15 protein-coding genes and 1 pseudogene are annotated in these 16021 nt (G+C 71.9%); 2 read left to right on the forward strand and 14 right to left on the reverse strand.

Annotated elements, in window-relative coordinates; all coding sequences use genetic code 11:
- Window positions 1–184: 184 nt before the first annotated feature.
- Together ACFHWY_RS05825 and ACFHWY_RS05830 are read right to left on the reverse strand one after the other, a co-directional pair.
- Window positions 185–820 carry a hypothetical protein gene (locus ACFHWY_RS05825; RefSeq protein WP_416579057.1) on the reverse strand — a complete coding sequence of 212 codons (636 nt, stop codon included), beginning with the start codon at window positions 818–820 and terminating at the stop codon, window positions 185–187.
- On the reverse strand, window positions 817–1350 hold the full coding sequence (locus tag ACFHWY_RS05830; RefSeq protein WP_416579058.1) for a GNAT family N-acetyltransferase: 534 nt from the start codon (window positions 1348–1350) through the stop codon (window positions 817–819). Before ACFHWY_RS05830 ends, ACFHWY_RS05825 begins: the two co-directional genes overlap by 4 nt.
- 220 nt (window positions 1351–1570) lie before the next feature.
- On the opposite strand from ACFHWY_RS05830, the gene ACFHWY_RS05835 reads away from it, so the two are divergent.
- Window positions 1571–2467, forward strand: coding sequence for a universal stress protein (locus tag ACFHWY_RS05835; protein ID WP_416579280.1), 897 nt, complete (start codon window positions 1571–1573; stop codon window positions 2465–2467).
- 97 nt (window positions 2468–2564) lie between these two features.
- Window positions 2565–3431, forward strand: coding sequence for a universal stress protein (locus tag ACFHWY_RS05840; RefSeq protein WP_416579059.1), 867 nt, complete (start codon window positions 2565–2567; stop codon window positions 3429–3431).
- Between the two features lie 42 nt (window positions 3432–3473).
- Here the strand turns inward: ACFHWY_RS05840 and ACFHWY_RS05845 are convergent, their stop codons facing one another.
- The 12 genes and pseudogenes from ACFHWY_RS05845 to ACFHWY_RS05900 form a co-directional block, all read right to left on the reverse strand.
- The gene (locus ACFHWY_RS05845) at window positions 3474–4118 is read right to left on the reverse strand and encodes an FMN reductase (protein ID WP_416579060.1); all 645 of its coding nucleotides are present in this window, start codon (window positions 4116–4118) and stop codon (window positions 3474–3476) included.
- The gene (locus ACFHWY_RS05850) at window positions 4115–5251 is read right to left on the reverse strand and encodes an LLM class flavin-dependent oxidoreductase (protein WP_416579061.1); all 1137 of its coding nucleotides are present in this window, start codon (window positions 5249–5251) and stop codon (window positions 4115–4117) included. Before ACFHWY_RS05850 ends, ACFHWY_RS05845 begins: the two co-directional genes overlap by 4 nt.
- A 286-nt stretch (window positions 5252–5537) precedes the next feature.
- Complete coding sequence (argH, locus tag ACFHWY_RS05855; RefSeq protein WP_416579281.1) at window positions 5538–7001, reverse strand: argininosuccinate lyase; 1464 nt, start codon at window positions 6999–7001, stop codon at window positions 5538–5540.
- A gap of 73 nt (window positions 7002–7074) precedes the next feature.
- Window positions 7075–7590: an arginine repressor gene (locus ACFHWY_RS05860; protein WP_416579062.1), complete on the reverse strand. Its 516-nt coding sequence runs from the start codon at window positions 7588–7590 to the stop codon at window positions 7075–7077.
- Window positions 7587–8498 (reverse strand): ornithine carbamoyltransferase, encoded by a 912-nt coding sequence (gene argF / locus ACFHWY_RS05865; RefSeq protein ID WP_416579282.1) that lies wholly within the window; start codon window positions 8496–8498, stop codon window positions 7587–7589. Before argF ends, ACFHWY_RS05860 begins: the two co-directional genes overlap by 4 nt.
- A pseudogene (locus ACFHWY_RS05870) lies at window positions 8467–9661 on the reverse strand (acetylornithine transaminase); the annotation flags it as partial. The pseudogene ACFHWY_RS05870 and the gene argF, both read right to left, overlap by 32 nt.
- 44 nt (window positions 9662–9705) lie before the next feature.
- Window positions 9706–10593: an acetylglutamate kinase gene (gene argB / locus ACFHWY_RS05875; RefSeq protein WP_416579063.1), complete on the reverse strand. Its 888-nt coding sequence runs from the start codon at window positions 10591–10593 to the stop codon at window positions 9706–9708.
- 2 nt (window positions 10594–10595) lie between these two features.
- On the reverse strand, window positions 10596–11768 hold the full coding sequence (gene argJ / locus ACFHWY_RS05880; RefSeq protein WP_416579064.1) for a bifunctional glutamate N-acetyltransferase/amino-acid acetyltransferase ArgJ: 1173 nt from the start codon (window positions 11766–11768) through the stop codon (window positions 10596–10598).
- A gap of 55 nt (window positions 11769–11823) precedes the next feature.
- Window positions 11824–12825 (reverse strand): N-acetyl-gamma-glutamyl-phosphate reductase, encoded by a 1002-nt coding sequence (gene argC, locus ACFHWY_RS05885; protein WP_416579065.1) that lies wholly within the window; start codon window positions 12823–12825, stop codon window positions 11824–11826.
- Window positions 12826–12973: 148 nt separating this feature from the next.
- Entirely contained in the window at window positions 12974–13999 is a 1026-nt protein-coding gene (locus ACFHWY_RS05890; protein WP_416579066.1) for an NAD-dependent epimerase/dehydratase family protein, read from the reverse strand.
- 8 nt (window positions 14000–14007) lie between these two features.
- Entirely contained in the window at window positions 14008–14787 is a 780-nt protein-coding gene (locus ACFHWY_RS05895) for a glycosyltransferase family 2 protein (protein WP_416579067.1), read from the reverse strand.
- A complete protein-coding gene (locus ACFHWY_RS05900) occupies window positions 14784–15986 on the reverse strand; it encodes a nucleotide sugar dehydrogenase (RefSeq protein ID WP_416579068.1) in 1203 nt (400 codons plus the stop codon). Before ACFHWY_RS05900 ends, ACFHWY_RS05895 begins: the two co-directional genes overlap by 4 nt.
- Window positions 15987–16021: the final 35 nt, after the last annotated feature.

Below are 16021 nucleotides of genomic sequence, written 5' to 3' on the forward strand. Positions count from 1 at the left end.
GGCTCTCCCTCGGTGGACCGCGCCTCGTGGCGCCGCCGGCGGAGGTCCCGTCGGCGTAGCGGAGGCTATGCCCACTGGCTCCGACGGCGAACCATCACCCGCTGTCTACCGAGACGAAACCGCCGACCAGAAACCGCTGACGGTCCGGGCGACACCACGACGAGCTGGGTCCACGGACACGTCCTCAGCTAGTGCGGCCCGCCGGTGCGGGCAGATCCAGCACGAACGAGGTGCCCTCCCGTCGGAAGCCGAGCCGGTGGTAGTAGGGGGCGATCATGCCCGGCGGGCTGACCACCCGGCGGAACCCCCGGTCGGTGAACAGGCTGCTGCGTCGGTACACGAACTCACCGGGGGTGAAGTCACGGAACGGCGGGATGACGTAGTCGAGGTCGACCTGGGCCACCCCGTCACCGGCGTCACGGATCAGGACCACCCCGACCACCTCGTCGGCGCGTACCACGAGCAAGGCCAACCGGCCGACCGACCGCCCCGGGTGGAAGCCGGGGTTGAACCGGTCGATGTCGGCGGCGTGCACCCGCAGCGTGTGCGCCAGGAACGCGTCGTCGGCGCCCACCTCGACCACCTGGTAGGTCTGCTCGTCGTGGCGGGTGGCGAGCAGCCGCCGCAGGTACCAGACGTTGATCACAGCCAGCACCACGTTCAGCCCCACCATGGGCCACACCTGCACGGCGGCGTTGTAGCCGATCAGGACGACACAGCCGACCAGGTTGACGGCGCGCAACCGTAGGATGCGCGTCTGCAGCAGCGACCACACCAGGATCGCTGAACCGGTCCAGCCGGCCAGTTCCAGCCAGTTCACCCCGCGAGGGTAGTCGCCGCCCTGGTCAGCCCCGGTGTCAGGGCCCCCGGTCCGGCCGGCAGTTCCAGCACGTACTCGTCGATCTCGTGGCCGCGGCCCGGAGCGTACCCCCGGTCGGTGCCCCGCACGACGAAGCCGCAGCGGACCAGCACGGCCAGCGAGGCGGCGTTGTCGGTGGCCGTGCGCGCGAACAGCGGGCGGCGCGAAACCTCCCGCAGCAGCGCGGTCAGGGCGGCGGTGGCATGCCCACGACCCCAGCGTGCCCGGTCGATCCAGTAGCTGACCTCGGTGCGGTCGCCGACCGGGAAGGCCAGCACGTAACCGACCACCGTGCCGTCGACGGTCACCGTGCGGGCCAGGTTCTCCGGGCCGGTCAGGATGCGTACCCAGTGCGCGGCGAACGCCCGCCGGTCGGTCGGGTCATCGGCGCCGAAGGCGGCCATCCGGTTGGCTTCGGGATCGAGCTGGTGGGCGAAGAACTCCACCAGGTCGTCCTCGCTCACCGGGCGCAGCCGCAGGCCGTCGGTCACCGGCCGACCCTACCCGCCCGGGTTGGGGACCTGCGGCCCGTGCCGGATCGAGTCTGCCGGCAGGGCCGTTGGTCCCGGGCCGCGTGGGCGGATCGGCCCTGCCGGACCTCACCGCAGGGGGCGAGGCTGCAATCGGATGGGCATGCCGCAGGAGGCGTGCCCGCCGCCCGCAGCGGCACGTGGTAGGCCAGGCTGGTAGCGGAACCAAGGAGGGAACGTGATGGTCAGCAACACCGGCGCCCCCGTCGTGGTGGGTGTGGACGGCTCCGAGATCGCCCTGCACGCGGTGCGTGCCGCCGCGCGGGAGGCGGCGTACCGGCACCGCCCGCTGCGGATCGTGCAGGCGTTCATCTGGCCGCTGATGGACGTGCCGCTGGGCCCCGCGCCGGGTGCGCCCGCCGAGGGTGGACTGCGCAACGAGGCCGAGCGGTGCGTCGCCGAGGCCGCCGCCGAGGCCGCCGAGGTGGCCCCGGAGGTGGCCGTCACCGGCGTGGTGGTCGATGGCGCGGCGACCGCCGTGCTGCTCGCCGAGGCCCGCGACGCGGCACTGACCGTGCTCGGCAACCGTGGTTTGGGCGGCTTCGCCGGGCTGCTGCTCGGCTCGGTGGCCGTGCAGGTCAGCGCCCACGCCGACAGCCCGGTACTGGTGGTCGGCGACGGGTCGCGGACGGACGGACCGGTGGTGGTCGGTGTCGACGGCTCGGAGCGGTCCCGGGAAGCCGTCGGGTTCGCCTTCGAGGAGGCAGCCTGGCGCGCCGCCGAACTGGTCGCGGTGCACGCCTGGCTATACCCGACCCCGGTCGGCCCCGGGGACATCCTGCCCCTGGTCTACGACCTGGACGCCTTCCGCGAGGAGGAGGAACGCACGCTCGCCGAGTCGGTGGCCGGCTGGTCGGAGCGGTACCCGGAGGTGACGGTGCGGCGGCGGCCCGTCCGGGGTTCGCCTGCTCGGGCGTTGGTGGCGGAGTCCCGCAGCGCCCAGCTCGTGGTGGTCGGCGCACGCGGGCGGGGTGCGCTGGGCGGGCTGCTGCTCGGCTCGGTCAGCCACGCGGTGCTGCACCACGCCCACGCCCCGGTGGCGATCGTCCGGCAGGTGGGTACGGTCTCCGGGAACTGACCGGACGTCGTACCGATGGGCCGGCCCCGGGTGTGTCGGGGCCGGTCGGCGTTCGAGGACCCGTCGACAATGACTTGACCGACTCTTGGAGGACCGTGTGACGAACCGACCCGTCGTGGTGGGGGTGGACGGATCACCACCGAGCCTGGTCGCCGCGGAACACGCGGCACAGGCGGCGGTGTGGCGGTCACGCCCACTGCATCTGGTGCACGGCTACCTGCACCCGCTCGGCTACGGCGTGCCGATCAACCCGTACGAGGTGGGGGTTCCGACGGCGTCGGAGGACGGCCGGAAGATGCTCGAACAGGCCGCCGCCGAGCTGGTCGACCGGTGGCCGGGGCTGACGGTCGAGGTGCGTCAGGTGGCCGGCGGGCCGGGGGCGACACTCGTCGAGGAGTCCCGTCGGGCGGAGCTGGTCGTGGTGGGCAGCCGTGGCCTGGGCGGCTTCGCCGGGCTGCTGCTCGGCTCGGTCGGCACCCAGGTCGCCGCGCACGGCCACTGCCCGGTGCTGGTGATCCGGCCACCCGATCGCCCGATCCCGACCGACGGGCCGGTGCTGGTCGGTGTGGACGGTTCGGAGTCCGCCGAGCTCGCCGTGGGATACGGCACCGAGGAGGCCGTGCGGCGCGGCGGCACGCTGGTGCTGCTGCACGTCGCCGCCGAGGACGGCGCCGCCGAGGACGGGCCGGCGGCGGACCTGCTCGCCACTGCCGGTGCGGCGGCGCGGGGCAGCCGTCCCGGCCTGACCGTGGAGGAACGACTGGTCGCCGCACCGAAGCCCGACCAGGCGTTGATCGAGGCAACCGGGGACGCCGCGCTGGTGGTGGCCGGATCGCGCGGCCGGGGCGGCTTCGCCGGCCTGCGGCTCGGCTCGGTCAGCCAAGGGCTGGTACAGCACGCCCGCTGCCCCGTCCTCGTCGCCCATCCCCACGCTGCCGCACCCGACCCCACCGCGCCGATCTAGGGACAATCACCGCTAGTTGATCTCCAGCAGCGACGAAAACCCCTAGATCGACGGCCGACGGGGGTCAGTGGGTGGCGGGTGGAGGAGTTGGTGGAAGTTCGTGGTGAGGGTGAACGGGTCGGGCGAGCCCGGTGACGGCGCGGCGCGGTGGATCTGCTCGGCCAGTTCGCGGCCGGCCCGGACGATCCGGGCGCGCAACGCGCCGTCCGCGCCGTCGCCGGACCAGTCCTCGGGTGCGGCGAAGACCGCCGTCGGCACCGTCACCGCCCGCAGGTAGGTGAACATCGGGCGGACCGCGTGCTCCAGGGCCAGCGAGTGCCGGGCGGTGCCGCCGGTGGCACCGAGCAGCACCGGCCGGCCGCCCAGGGCCTCGACGTCGAGCAGGTCGAAGAACGACTTGAACAGCCCGTTGTACGAGGCGTTGAAGATCGGGGTGACCGCGATCAACCCGTCGGCACCGGTGACCTGGTCCAGCACCTGCCGCAACGACTCCGACGGGAAGCCGGTGAGCAGGTGGTTGACGATGTCGTGGGCGTGCTCGCGCAGTTCGACCGGTCGCAGGTCGACCTGCTCGCCGCGCCGGACCAGCTCGTCACGGGTGGCCGCGGCGAGCTGGTCGGCGAGTAGCCGGGTCGACGACGGCTGGCCGAGACCGGCCGACACCACCGCCAGGCCGCGCGCGGTCACCGCTCGATCTCCGCGCCGGCTGCGGCCAGGTCACCGGTCGAGGTCTCGCCGGTCTGCGGCGCACGTTGCGCCGCCCGCAGCGAGGCGTGCGTCGGCGCCAGCGGCACGTGCGCCGGCCGCAGCGAGTCGAACTCCTTGCGCAGCACCGGCACGACCTCCTCGCCGAGAAGATCGAGCTGCTCAAGCACGGTCTTCAGCGGCAGCCCCGCGTGGTCGAGCAGGAACAGCTGGCGCTGGTAGTCGCCCGCGTAGTCGCGGAAGCCGAGCGTACGGTCGATGACCTGCTGCGGGCTGCCCACGGTCAGCGGGGTCTGCGCGGTGAACTCCTCCAGCGACGGGCCGTGCCCGTAGACCGGCGCGTCGTCGAAGTACGGCCGGAACTCGCGTACCGCGTCCTGGGAGTTGCGCCGCATGAACACCTGGCCGCCGAGGCCCACGACGGCCTGGTCGGCGGCGCCGTGGCCGTAGTGCTCGAAGCGCTTCCGGTACAGACCGACCATCCGCCGGGTGTGCTCGACGGGCCAGAAGATGTGGTTGGCGAAGAACCCGTCACCGTAGTAGGCGGCCTGCTCGGCGATCTCCGGACTGCGGATCGAGCCGTGCCAGACGAACGGCGGCACGTCGTCGAGCGGACGCGGGGTGGAGGTGAACGACTGCAGCGGGGTGCGGAACTTGCCCTGCCAGTCGACGACGTCCTCACGCCAGAGTCGGCGCAGCAGGTCGTAGTTCTCGATCGCCAGCGGGATGCCGTTGCGGATGTCCTGACCGAACCACGGGTAGACCGGGCCGGTGTTGCCGCGGCCCATCATCAGGTCGACCCGGCCGTCGGCGAGGTGCTGGAGCATCGCGTAGTCCTCGGCGATCTTCACCGGATCGTTGGTGGTGATCAGCGTGGTGGCGGTGGAGAGCAGCAGCCGTTCGGTGCGGGCGGCGATGTAGCCCAGCATCGTGGTGGGCGACGAGGGCACGAACGGCGGGTTGTGGTGCTCACCGGTGGCGAAGACGTCGAGGCCGACCTCCTCGGCCTTGAGCGCGATGGCCACCATCGCCTTGATCCGCTCGGCCTCGGTCGGCTCGCGGCCGGTGGTCGGGTCGACCGTGACGTCCCCGACGGTGAAGACTCCGAACTGCATCACAGCTCCTCGTGTCGTCCGACCGGGCGGCTGGTGCCCGGCGCACTCGACAACATATTTGACGAGTCAACTATTCCACGACCAGGTTACCCCTCGGCCGTCGGCGTTTCGCAGGACGCGGCATCGCTGTCCAGCACGACGAAGACCCGACCGCCTCGCCTCGCCACCCGTGAGCGGGACACAGGCCGTCGACAACTCCACCGCCGCGCAGTGGTACCGCCGCACTTCACCGCGGCGTCGCAGACGAGACCTCGCAGAGAACCGGCCGGCCGCCGCTGGTGCGGGGTCAGCGGGGTACGACGCCCTCGGCGGCCCACTCCCGCCAGGTGGTCAGGTGGTCGGCGACGTCGGCGAGCTGGTCGGCGACCGGGCCAGGACCCGTGGAGCCGGGAGTGACCCGGGCGGCGAGGGCCGAACGGACCGACAGCACATCGCGTACGGCCGGGTCGAGGTGCTCGCTGACCATGCTCAGATCGGTGTCGGAGACCTCGTCGAGGGCGCAGTCCCGGGCCGCGCAGAGCGCCACCAGCCTGCCGGTGATCTCGTGCGCGTCGCGGAACGCCACCCCCTTACGAACCAGCCAGTCGGCCACCTCCGTGGCCAGCGAGAAGCCCACCGGCGCGGCGGCGACCAGGCGGTCGACGCGTACCGTCATCGTGGAGATCATCCCGGCGAGGGCCGGCAGTAGCAGCTCCAGGGTGTCGACGGCGTCGAAGGCCGGTTCCTTGTCCTCCTGCATGTCCCGGTCGTACGCCATCGGCAGGCCCTTGAGCATGGTCAGCACCGCGACCAGCCCGCCGACGAGTCGACCGGACTTGCCCCGGGCCAGCTCGGCGATGTCCGCGTTCTTCTTCTGCGGCATGATCGACGATCCGGTGGCGAAGGCGTCGTCCAGCTCGACCCAGCCGAACTCCTGTGACGTCCAGAGCACCACCTCCTCGCCGAGACGCGACAGGTGCACCCCGATCAGTGCGGTGGTGAAGAGGAACTCGGCGACGAAATCCCGGTCGGCGACCGCGTCCATCGAGTTGGCGAAGGACGTCCGGAAGCCCAGCTCCTTCGAGACCGCCACCGGGTCCAGCGGCAGCCCCGAACCGGCCAGCGCCCCGGCGCCGAGCGGGCTGACCGCCGCCCGGTGGTCCCAGTCGCGCAGCCGCTCCAGGTCACGCAGCAGCGGCTGCACGTGGGCGAGCAGCCAGTGGCCGAAGGTGACCGGCTGGGCGTGCTGGAGGTGGGTCATGCCCGGCGCGGCCGTCGCCACGTGCCGCCCGGCCTGTTCGACCAGCGCCTCGGCCAGCTCCACCAGCCGGCCGGCCACGCCCCGGGCATGATCACGCAGGTAGAGCCGCAGATCGGTGGCGACCTGGTCGTTACGGGACCGGCCGGCACGCAGCTTTCCGCCGAGGCTGCCGAGCCGTTCCAGCAGCCCGCGCTCCAGCGCGGTGTGCACGTCCTCGTCGTCGACGGTGGGACGGAATGCCCCGGAGGCGCAGGCGGCCTCCAGGTCGTCCAGGGCGGCGAGAACGCGGCCCAGTTCGTCCGGGTCGAGCAGGCCGGCGCCGGCCAGCACCCGGGCGTGTGCCCGGGAACCGGCGATGTCGTACGGGGCCAGCCGCCAGTCGAACTGCACGCTCACCGACAGCCGGGCCAACGCCTCGGAGGGGCCGCCGGCGAACCGGCCTCCCCACAGGCTCGTCCGGTTGGTCGCTGCGCTGTTCTCGGTCAGGCTCTTGTCGTCCACTCCGCCCATTGTTGCAGCGCTCACCTTCCGCTCCCGACTGCGGGGCCCACTCGCCGCGCTCGTTCAGTGCCCGCGACAACGGTCATGGTGCGATGTCCCCTTCGGCGTTCTCGTCGCGGCGGGCCCAGCCGGCGAGCCGCTCACCGAGCGCGGCCCCACCGTCGGCCTCGCGGGCCACGACGAAAATGGTGTCGTCGCCGGCGATGGTGCCGACAACCTCCGACAGCCCCGCCCGGTCCAGCGCGCTCGCCAGGTACTGGGCCGCGCCGGGCGGGGTGCGCAGCACCGCGATGTTGCCACTGGAGTCGACCTCGTTGAGCAGCTCACGTAATAGCCGCACGAGGCGGGCCGGCGCCGCCTCGGCATCGCGCAGCGGGCGGTGCCCGTCCTCCGGGATGACGTAGACAGCCCGGCCGTCCCCACCCCGGGCGGTGACCGCGCCGAGTTCCTTGAGATCCCGGGAGAGGGTGGCCTGGGTGACCTGGACGCCCTCGTCGCCGAGCAGCTCAGCCAGCTCGGTCTGCGAGCGGACCGCCTTCTCGCGGATCAACTCGACGATCCGGGCGTGCCGGGCACCACGGCTCGGCGGTGCGCTCATGGCTGCTCCGCGAGCAGGAAGCTCAACAGCGCCTTCTGGGCGTGCAGCCGGTTCTCTGCCTGGTCGAAGACGGCACTGCGGGGGCCGTCGAGAACCTCGTCGGTGATTTCCTCACCACGGTGCGCCGGCAGGCAGTGCAGCACGATCGCCTCCGGCGCGGCGTGCCCGAGCAGGGCCTTGTTGACCTGGTACGGCAGGAACGGGGTGCTTCGGTCCAACCCGTCGCCCTCCTGGCCCATCGAGGTCCAGGTGTCGGTGGCGACCACGTCGGCGGACTCGACGGCGGCGACCGGATCGGCGAGCAGCCGGACCGAGCCGCCGGTACCGGCCGCGATCGCCTCGGCGCGGGTCACCACATCGGCGTCGGGCGCGAAGCCGGGCGGACCGGCCACCCGCACGTGCATCCCGGCGGTCGCCGCGGCCAGCAGGTACGAATGGGCCATGTTGTTTCCCGCGTCACCGACGTACGCGAGCGTCCGGCCGGCGGTGCCGCCACACCACTGGCGGACGGTGAGCAGGTCGGCCAGGAGCTGGCAGGGGTGGAAACCGTCGGTCAGCGCGTTGACCACCGGCACGGTGGCTCCGGCGGCCACCTCGGCGATTCGGTCGTCGCCGTGGGTACGCAGCACGATCGCGGCCACGTAGCGGGACAGCACCCGACCGGCGTCGGCCAGGCTCTCGCCCCGGCCGAAGTGGGTCACCTGGGTGTCCACGACGAGGGGACGGCCACCGAGTTCGGCGATGCCGGCATCGAAGGAGATCCGGGTACGCAGGCTCTGCTTGTCGAAGAGCACCGCCACCGAGCGGGGTCCGGCCAGCGGCGTGTACCCGAACCGGTCGGCCTTCATCCGAGCGGCCAGATCGAGGACGGCGGCCTGCTCGCCGGGCGACAGGTCGTCGTCCCGCAGGAAATGCCGGGTCATCCGGAAACCTCCGTTGTCGCGCAGGTGGTGAGAGCCGCAGGCAGGGCGGACAGGAAGGTGTCGGCCTGGGCGGCGGTGAGGATCAGCGGTGGAGCCAGGCGGAGCACGTCCGGCTGGATCGGATTGACCAGGTACCCGGCCTCGCGCAGCGACCCGGCGACGGCCACCGCGACCGGCGCGGTCAGCGTGATACCGAGCAGCAGCCCGGCACCCCGGACGCCGCCGACGAGCGGGTGACCCAGCGCCTCCACGCCCCGCCGCAGCCGCTCGCCCACCCGCTTGACATGGTCCAACAGCCCTTCGTGGGCGATCGTTGAGATCACCGCCAGCGCCGCCGCACAGCTGACCGGGTTGCCGCCGAAGGTGCTGCCGTGCGAGCCGGGACCGAGCAGGTCGGCGGCCCGACCGAAGGCGAGGGTGGCGCCGATCGGCAACCCGCCACCGAGGCCCTTGGCCAGGGTCACCACGTCCGGCTCGACGCCGTCGGCCTGGTGGGCGAACCAGTGCCCGGTACGACCGACCCCGGTCTGGACCTCGTCGAGCACCAGCAGCGCGCCGTGCCTGGAGGTGATCCGCCGGGCCGCGGCGAGGTAGCCGGACGGCGGGACCACCACGCCGTTCTCGCCCTGGATCGGTTCCAGGATCACCATTGCGGTCGCATCGGTCACCGTCGCCTCCAGTGCGGCCACATCACCGTACGGGACGTGCGTGACCTCGCCCGGCAGCGGACGGAACGGGTCGGCCTTGGCGGGCTGGCCGGTCAGCGCGAGCGCGCCCATGGTGCGCCCGTGGAAGCCGCCGACGGTGGCGACCACCTGGGTGCGGCCGGTCCGCCGGGACAGCTTGAACGCCGCCTCGTTCGCCTCCGCGCCCGAGTTGGCGAAGAAGACCCGCCCCGGCCGGCCAGCCAGCGCCAGCAACAGTTCGGCCAGCGCCACCGGCGGCTCGGCGATGAACAGGTTCGACACGTGCCCGAGAGTGGCGACCTGCTTCGACACGGCGGCGACCACGGCCGGGTGGGCGTGCCCGAGGGAGTTGACAGCTATCCCGCCGAGCAGGTCGACGTACTCCCGGCCGGCCTCGTCGACCACGACGGCGCCGCGACCGGCCACCAGGGCCAGCGGCGGCGTACCGTAGTTGTCCATCATGGACTGCCGCCACCGTTGCACGAGGGCGCTCGTACCTGGCCGACTCACGATGGGATCACCATTGTTCCGAAGCCCTCCGACGTGAACACTTCCAACAGGGTGGAGTGGGCGACCCGGCCGTCCACGACGTGCGCGGCGGGCACCCCACCGCTGACCGCCCGCAGGCAGGCCTCCATCTTGGGCACCATGCCCGACTCCAGCGACGGCAGCAGCTTCGCCAGCTCGTCGACAGTGATCTCGCTGATCAGGCTGGACGTGTCCGGCCAGTTCGCGTAGAGACCGGAGACGTCGGTGAGCACGACCAGCTTGCGCGCCCGCAGGGCCACGGCCAACGCGGCGGCGGCGGTGTCGGCGTTCAGGTTGTGCAGCACCCCGTCGGCGTCCGGCGCCACGGTGGAGATCACCGGGATGCGGCCGGCACCGATCAGGTCGGCCACAGCCGAGATGTTCACCGACTCCACGTCGCCGACCTGGCCGATGTCGACCGGCTGCCCGTCCACGTACGCGGGCCGCCGCACCGCGGTGAACAGCCCGGCGTCCTCACCGGAGAGGCCGACCGCGAACGGGCCGTGCGCGTTGACCAGGCCGACCAGTTCCCGGCCGACCTGCCCGAACAGCACCATCCGGACGACGTCCATCGCCTCCGGTGTGGTAACCCGCAGGCCACCCCGGAACTCGCTGTCGATGCCCAGCCGGCCGAGCATGGCCGAGATCTGCGGCCCACCGCCGTGCACCACCACCGGCTTGAGGCCGACATAGCGCAGGAACACCATGTCGGCGGCGAAGGCCCGCCGCAAGTCCGGGTCGACCATCGCGTTACCGCCGTACTTGATCACGACGGTCGAGCCGGAGAGGCGTACCAGCCAGGGCAGTGCCTCGATCAGGGTGGCGGCCTTGGCCTGAGCGCGGGCGAGGTCGGAGGTCAGATTCATGCTCACGTCGAGTACGCCGAATTCTCGTGCACGTAGGCGTGCGACAGGTCGTTGGTCCACACGGTCGCCTCGGCGGTGCCGGCGTGCAGATCGATCCGGATGATGACGTCCCGGCCGGTGAGGTCGACCTTCGACCGGTCGTCGGCCGCCGCACCCGACCGGCAGACCCAGACGCCGTTGACCGCGACGTCGACAGCGTCCGGATCGAAGGCGGCGGCGGTGGTACCGACTGCGGCGAGAACCCGACCCCAGTTCGGATCGTTGCCGAACAGGGCGGTCTTCACCAGGTTGTTGCGGGCCACCGCCCGACCCACCTCGACCGCCTCGACCTCGGCGGCAGCACCGACGACGTCGATGGTGACCTGCTTGGTCGCGCCCTCGGCGTCGGCGAGCAACTGCTGGGCCAGGTCGTGGCACGCGGCGGTGACCGCGACTGTGAGCTCGGCCTCGCTCGGCGCGATACCGGAGGCGCCGCTGGACAGCAGCAACACCGTGTCGTTGGTCGACATGCAGCCGTCGGAGTCGACCCGGTCGAGGGTGACCCGGGTGGCGGCGCGCAGCGCGGCGTCGAGCAGATCCGGACCGGCCACCGCATCGGTGGTGAGTACGCAGAGCATGGTGGCCATCGCCGGGGCCAGCATGCCGGCGCCCTTGGCCATGCCACCGACGGTCCAGCCGTCACCGCGTGCCACGGTGGTCTTCGGCCGGGTGTCCGTGGTCATGATCGCCTCGGCCGCGGCTGCCCCGCCGCCGGCCGAGAGCCCACGCACCGCGGCGGCCACCCCGGCAAGCAGCTCAGGCATCGGCAGCCGCTCACCGATCAGCCCGGTGGAGCAGACCGCCACCTCGCCCGCGCCGAGCATCCGGCGTGGGCTGGTGGAGGTCAGCGCCGCGGCGGTGTGCTCGGCGGTGGCGTGGGTGTCCTGGAAGCCGGCCGGGCCGGTGCAGGCGTTGGCGCCACCGGAATTCAGCACCACGGCGCGGACCACGCCACCCCGGACGACCTGCTGACTCCAGAGCACCGGCGCGGCCTTGACCCGGTTGCCGGTGAAGACCGCGGCGACCCCGGCGTCGGGGCCGTCGTTGACCACCAACGCGACATCAGGCGCGCCGCCGCTCTTCAGGCCGGCGGCCACCCCGGCCGCCCGGAAGCCCCGCGGCACGGTGACGGTCACAGACCCGACCTCTCGCTCACGACTGCGGGACTCCGCTGCGCTGCGTTCCTCGCGCTCACGGTGCGACCCCCAGACTGGACAGGCCGGTGGTTTCGGGTAGACCGAACATCAGATTGGCGTTCTGCACCGCCTGACCCGCAGCGCCCTTGCCGAGGTTGTCGAGGGCGCAGACCACGATCAGCCGGCCGGAGTCGACGTCGACGGCCGCCTGCAGGTGGCACGAGTTGCTGCCCAGCGTCGCGGCGGTGTGCGGCCACCGCCCCTCGGGCAGCAAATGCACGAACGGCGCGTCCGCGTACGCCTCGGCCAGCACCGCGCGCGGGTCGGCCGCGCCGGCCGGCAGGGCGGTCACGGTGGCCAGGATGCCGCGCGGCATCGGCGCGAGCACCGGGGTGAGGGACAGCCCGGTGGCGCCGGTCGCCTGCTTGATCTCGGGTACGTGCTGGTGCGCGCCGACCTTGTAGGGCGACAGGTCTCCCATCACCTCGCTGGCGAGCAGGTGCGGTTTGGCGGCCCGGCCGGCACCGGAGGTACCCGAGGCGGCGACGACCACCACGTCGGCGGGCTGGGCGACGCCGGCGGCGACCAGTGGGGCAAGCGCCAGGATGACCGTCGCGGCGTAGCAGCCGGTGTTGGCGACCCGGGCCGCGCCCGCGATAAGCTCCCGCTGGCCGGGCAGTTCGGGCAGGCCGTAGGCCCACGCGTGGGCGTGCGGGCCGCCGTAGTAGCGGTCCCAGCTGTCGCTGTCGACGAGCCGGTGGTCCGCCCCGAGGTCCACGACCCGGACGCCGTCGGGCAACTGCGCCGCGATGGCGGCTGACTCGCCGTGCGGCAGGGCGAGGAAGACCAGGTCGGCATCGGCCAGCCGGCCCGGGATGGTTTTGGTGAAGGTCAGGTCCAGGCCGGTGAGCTGGGGGTGAACCGCGTCGACCCGCTGGCCGGCCTGACTGTGAGCGGTGGCGGTCAACAGGTCGAACTCGGGGTGCGCGGCGAGCAGACGCAGCAGTTCGCCGCCGGCGTAGCCACTCGCCCCGGCCACCGAGACCCGGATCCCCATACCCACCTCCGCATGACTATGCACCAAAGGCTAGCAGCAGCGCACCTCGACCTGCAAGGTCATGCAGCAGGCCGCATGGTAATGAGGCCGCACCCTGACGGGCGCAGCCTCGGTCCAGCCGCGACGCAATCAGCCCGGTCACCGTCGGCTAGAGGCGGCCCTCGGCCACCGCCCGGGTCACCCAGGGGATCACCTCGTCGAGCATCTCGTCCAGCGAGGTGGTGGCGGTGAATCCGAGCACCTGGCCGGCCTTGGTGGTGTCCGGGACGCGCTTGCGGACGTCGTACCGGAAAGGCTCGTCGCTGACGTGCCGGAACGGCACGTCAGCGCCCTTGATCTTGCGCCAGATCAGCCCGGCCAGCTCCAGCACCGTCGTCGACTCGGCGGTGGAGAGGTTGAAATCCTCGTTGTGGGCCGCCGGGTGCTCGACGGCCAACGCGATGCCGCGCGCCAGGTCCCCGCCGTAGGTGTAGTGCCGCACCTGGTCGCCCGCACCGAGGATGCGCAGCGGATCCTGACCCTTGACGATCTTCTGCACCAGGTCGGGCACCACGTGCGACATGGCCAGCTTCACGTTGCCGGAGAGCACCTCGGCCTGACCAAGCGCCCGCCCCTCCCCCACCCCGACGCAGTTGAACGGCCGCACGATCGTGTAGGGCACCTGGTACTGATCCCAGGCCGCCCGGGCGTAGTACTCCACGGCCAGCTTCTGGAACCCGTACGAGGACAGCGGCGGCGGGATGCGCCGCTCGTCGCCCTCCCGGCTCGGCCAGCGTTCGGTGGACTCGAACACCATCGAGGACGAGAGGTAGGTGACCTTGGCGAGCCGACCGTCCTGGTGCGCCCGGATGGCCGCGTCGCAGGTCGCCGCCATGATCCGCTCGTTGGTGGCGAGCAGATCGTAGGCGTACGCGTGGAAGTAGGAGATCCCACCGATCATCGCCGCACCGGCGACCAGGTGGTCGCAGCCGTCGAGCAGGCCGGTCAGCAGATCGGTGTCGCGGGCGTCCCCCTCGACGAACCGGAACCGGGCATGCCGATCGTAGCTGTGGGTGACCGGGCCGTACTTCGAGTAGTTGTCCACGCCGACCACGTCGTGACCCCGGTCGAGCAACTCCGAGACCAGGTAGCCACCGATGAAGCCGGCCGAACCAGTAACCAGGACCTTCGCCACGTCGGCTCCTATGCCGTCTGCTCGTACTCGGGGCTGTGCGCGGCCGGCGCGACCACCGGCGCGACCCGGGCGCCCAGCTTCTCCCGGCTCAACCGTCGACCGTAGGCGAACAGGTACCAGCGCAGGTAGCCGGGGAGGAAGCGACCCAGGTCGAAGTGGGACTCGCCGAGCGGCCGATCCAGCCAGATGGTCGGAATCTCGGCCACCGGCAACCGCAGCCGGGTCGCCTTCGCCGTCAACTCCAGCCCGATCTCGAAACCGGTCCGCGACTCGATGCCGACCTCGCGGACGAACGCCGTGTCGTACGCCTTGAAGCTGTTGGTGGCGTCCCGGGTGCCCACCCGGGCGAACCAGTACAGGCTGCGCCCCGCCCAGCGGGACATCGCCCGCTTCAACCTCGGCCCGCCGACCTGCTGGCCGCCCGGCATGTACCGGGAAGCGGCGGCGACCACCACACCCCGGTCCACCAGCCGGGCCAGCTCGTCGATCTGGCGCGGATCATCACAACCGTCGGCCATAGTCACGACCGCGACCGGCGCCAGCGCCGCGTCGATGCCGAACCGGATCGCGTTGGCCGGGCCCCGGCCGTACGTGTTGTGCACCGCCCGCACCCGCGGATCGGTGCGGGCGATCTGCGCGACGTACGCGACCGTGGTGTCCTCGGGCAAGTCGTGCACGATGAGCACCTCGGCGGGAAGCAGCATCTCCCGCAGCATCCGCTCCATGCAGCGGACGATCGCCGCGCCCTCGTTGTAGACCGGCACGATCACCGACACCCGTGGGTTCACACCCGCACCCCCTGCCCGGTCAGCCCCCACATGTCGATCACCGGTTTGTCGGTGTCGAGGCGGGCGTACTGCTCGTGTGGCGCGGCGATGACCAGCAGGTCCGCCCGGCGCAACACCTCGTCCAGGCCGACGAGCCGCTCGTCGGCCACGTACGGGTCGGTGCACAACGTCTCCCGGGTCTTGAGCGCCAGGATCTTGCGCAGCTTGTACGCCAGGCTCTCCCGGGCGTCGTCGCTACCACCCTTGAACGCCATGCCGAGGATGCCCACCGTCGAGCCGGCCAGGTCGAACCGGTCCTCCAACCGGGACACCAGGTACAGGGGCAGCCCTTCGTTGATCAGCATCGCCGAGTGGCCGAGCACGAAGTTGTTCCGATTGAAGGCCGCCAGCTGCATGGTGTCCTTGAACAGGCACGGGCCGGCGGTAAACCCGGGCATCGGCAGATCTGCGGCGCGCGGGTATTCGTACGCCACCGCGTGCCGGATCCGGGCGAAGTCCAGCCCGAAGTCGTTGGCCATCATCCAGAACTGGTTGGCGGTGGCGAACTTGATGTACCGCCAGGTGTTGGTGAACAGCTTCGCCAGCTCCGCCTCCTCGGGCAGCAGCGGCACGATCCGGTCGGTCAGGTGCCGGAACAGCTTCTCCGCCCGCGCCAGCGCCTCCGGCGTACGTGCCGCCACGATCTGCGGCAGGGCGAACAGCTCGGTCATCGCGTGCCCCTCGGCGATCCGCTCGGGGCAGAAGGCGACGTCAGTGCGCACACCCTTGCCGGCAAGCAGCTTCTCGGTCAGCGCGGTCACGCCCGGGTAGACGGTGCTGCGCAACACGATCAGCTGCCCGTCGCGTAGGTGCTCGGCACAGCGCTCCAGGGCCCGGGGCACGGCGCCGAGATCCGGGTTCAGGTGCTCGTCGACCGGGGTACCCACGACGACCACCAGATGCTCGGAGGCACCGACCGCCGCCGGGTCGGTGGTGGCCCGCAGCCGACCGGCGGCGACCGCCTCGGCGAGCGGCTCCGCGCCGCCCGGCTCGGCGAAGGGCAGCGTGGCGGCATTGACGGTGGCAACCGCGTCGGCATTGATGTCGTACAGCACGACGGAGAGCCCACGGGCGGCGAAGGCGATGCCCAGTGGCAGGCCCACCCGGCCACAACCACCGACTATGCAGACGTCGACCGTGGCGGGTCGATCAACGGACATGAGGGGACTCCCGTGGGGTGGCGGGGTGTGGTCGC

It is taken from the genome of Micromonospora sp. LOL_024, from assembly GCF_048060415.1.
Classification (GTDB): Bacteria; Actinomycetota; Actinomycetes; order Mycobacteriales; family Micromonosporaceae; genus Micromonospora.

Coding starts and splice junctions, on each gene's coding strand:
- ACFHWY_RS05835 (WP_416579280.1), top strand. CDS start 1,571: ATGGTCAGCAACACCGGCGCCCCCGTCGTGGTGGGTGTGGACGGCTCC.
- ACFHWY_RS05850 (WP_416579061.1), bottom strand. CDS start 5,251: ATGCAGTTCGGAGTCTTCACCGTCGGGGACGTCACGGTCGACCCGACC.
- argH (WP_416579281.1), bottom strand. CDS start 7,001: ATGGGCGGAGTGGACGACAAGAGCCTGACCGAGAACAGCGCAGCGACC.
- ACFHWY_RS05860 (WP_416579062.1), bottom strand. CDS start 7,590: ATGAGCGCACCGCCGAGCCGTGGTGCCCGGCACGCCCGGATCGTCGAG.
- argB (WP_416579063.1), bottom strand. CDS start 10,593: ATGAATCTGACCTCCGACCTCGCCCGCGCTCAGGCCAAGGCCGCCACC.
- argC (WP_416579065.1), bottom strand. CDS start 12,825: ATGGGGATCCGGGTCTCGGTGGCCGGGGCGAGTGGCTACGCCGGCGGC.
- ACFHWY_RS05900 (WP_416579068.1), bottom strand. CDS start 15,986: ATGTCCGTTGATCGACCCGCCACGGTCGACGTCTGCATAGTCGGTGGT.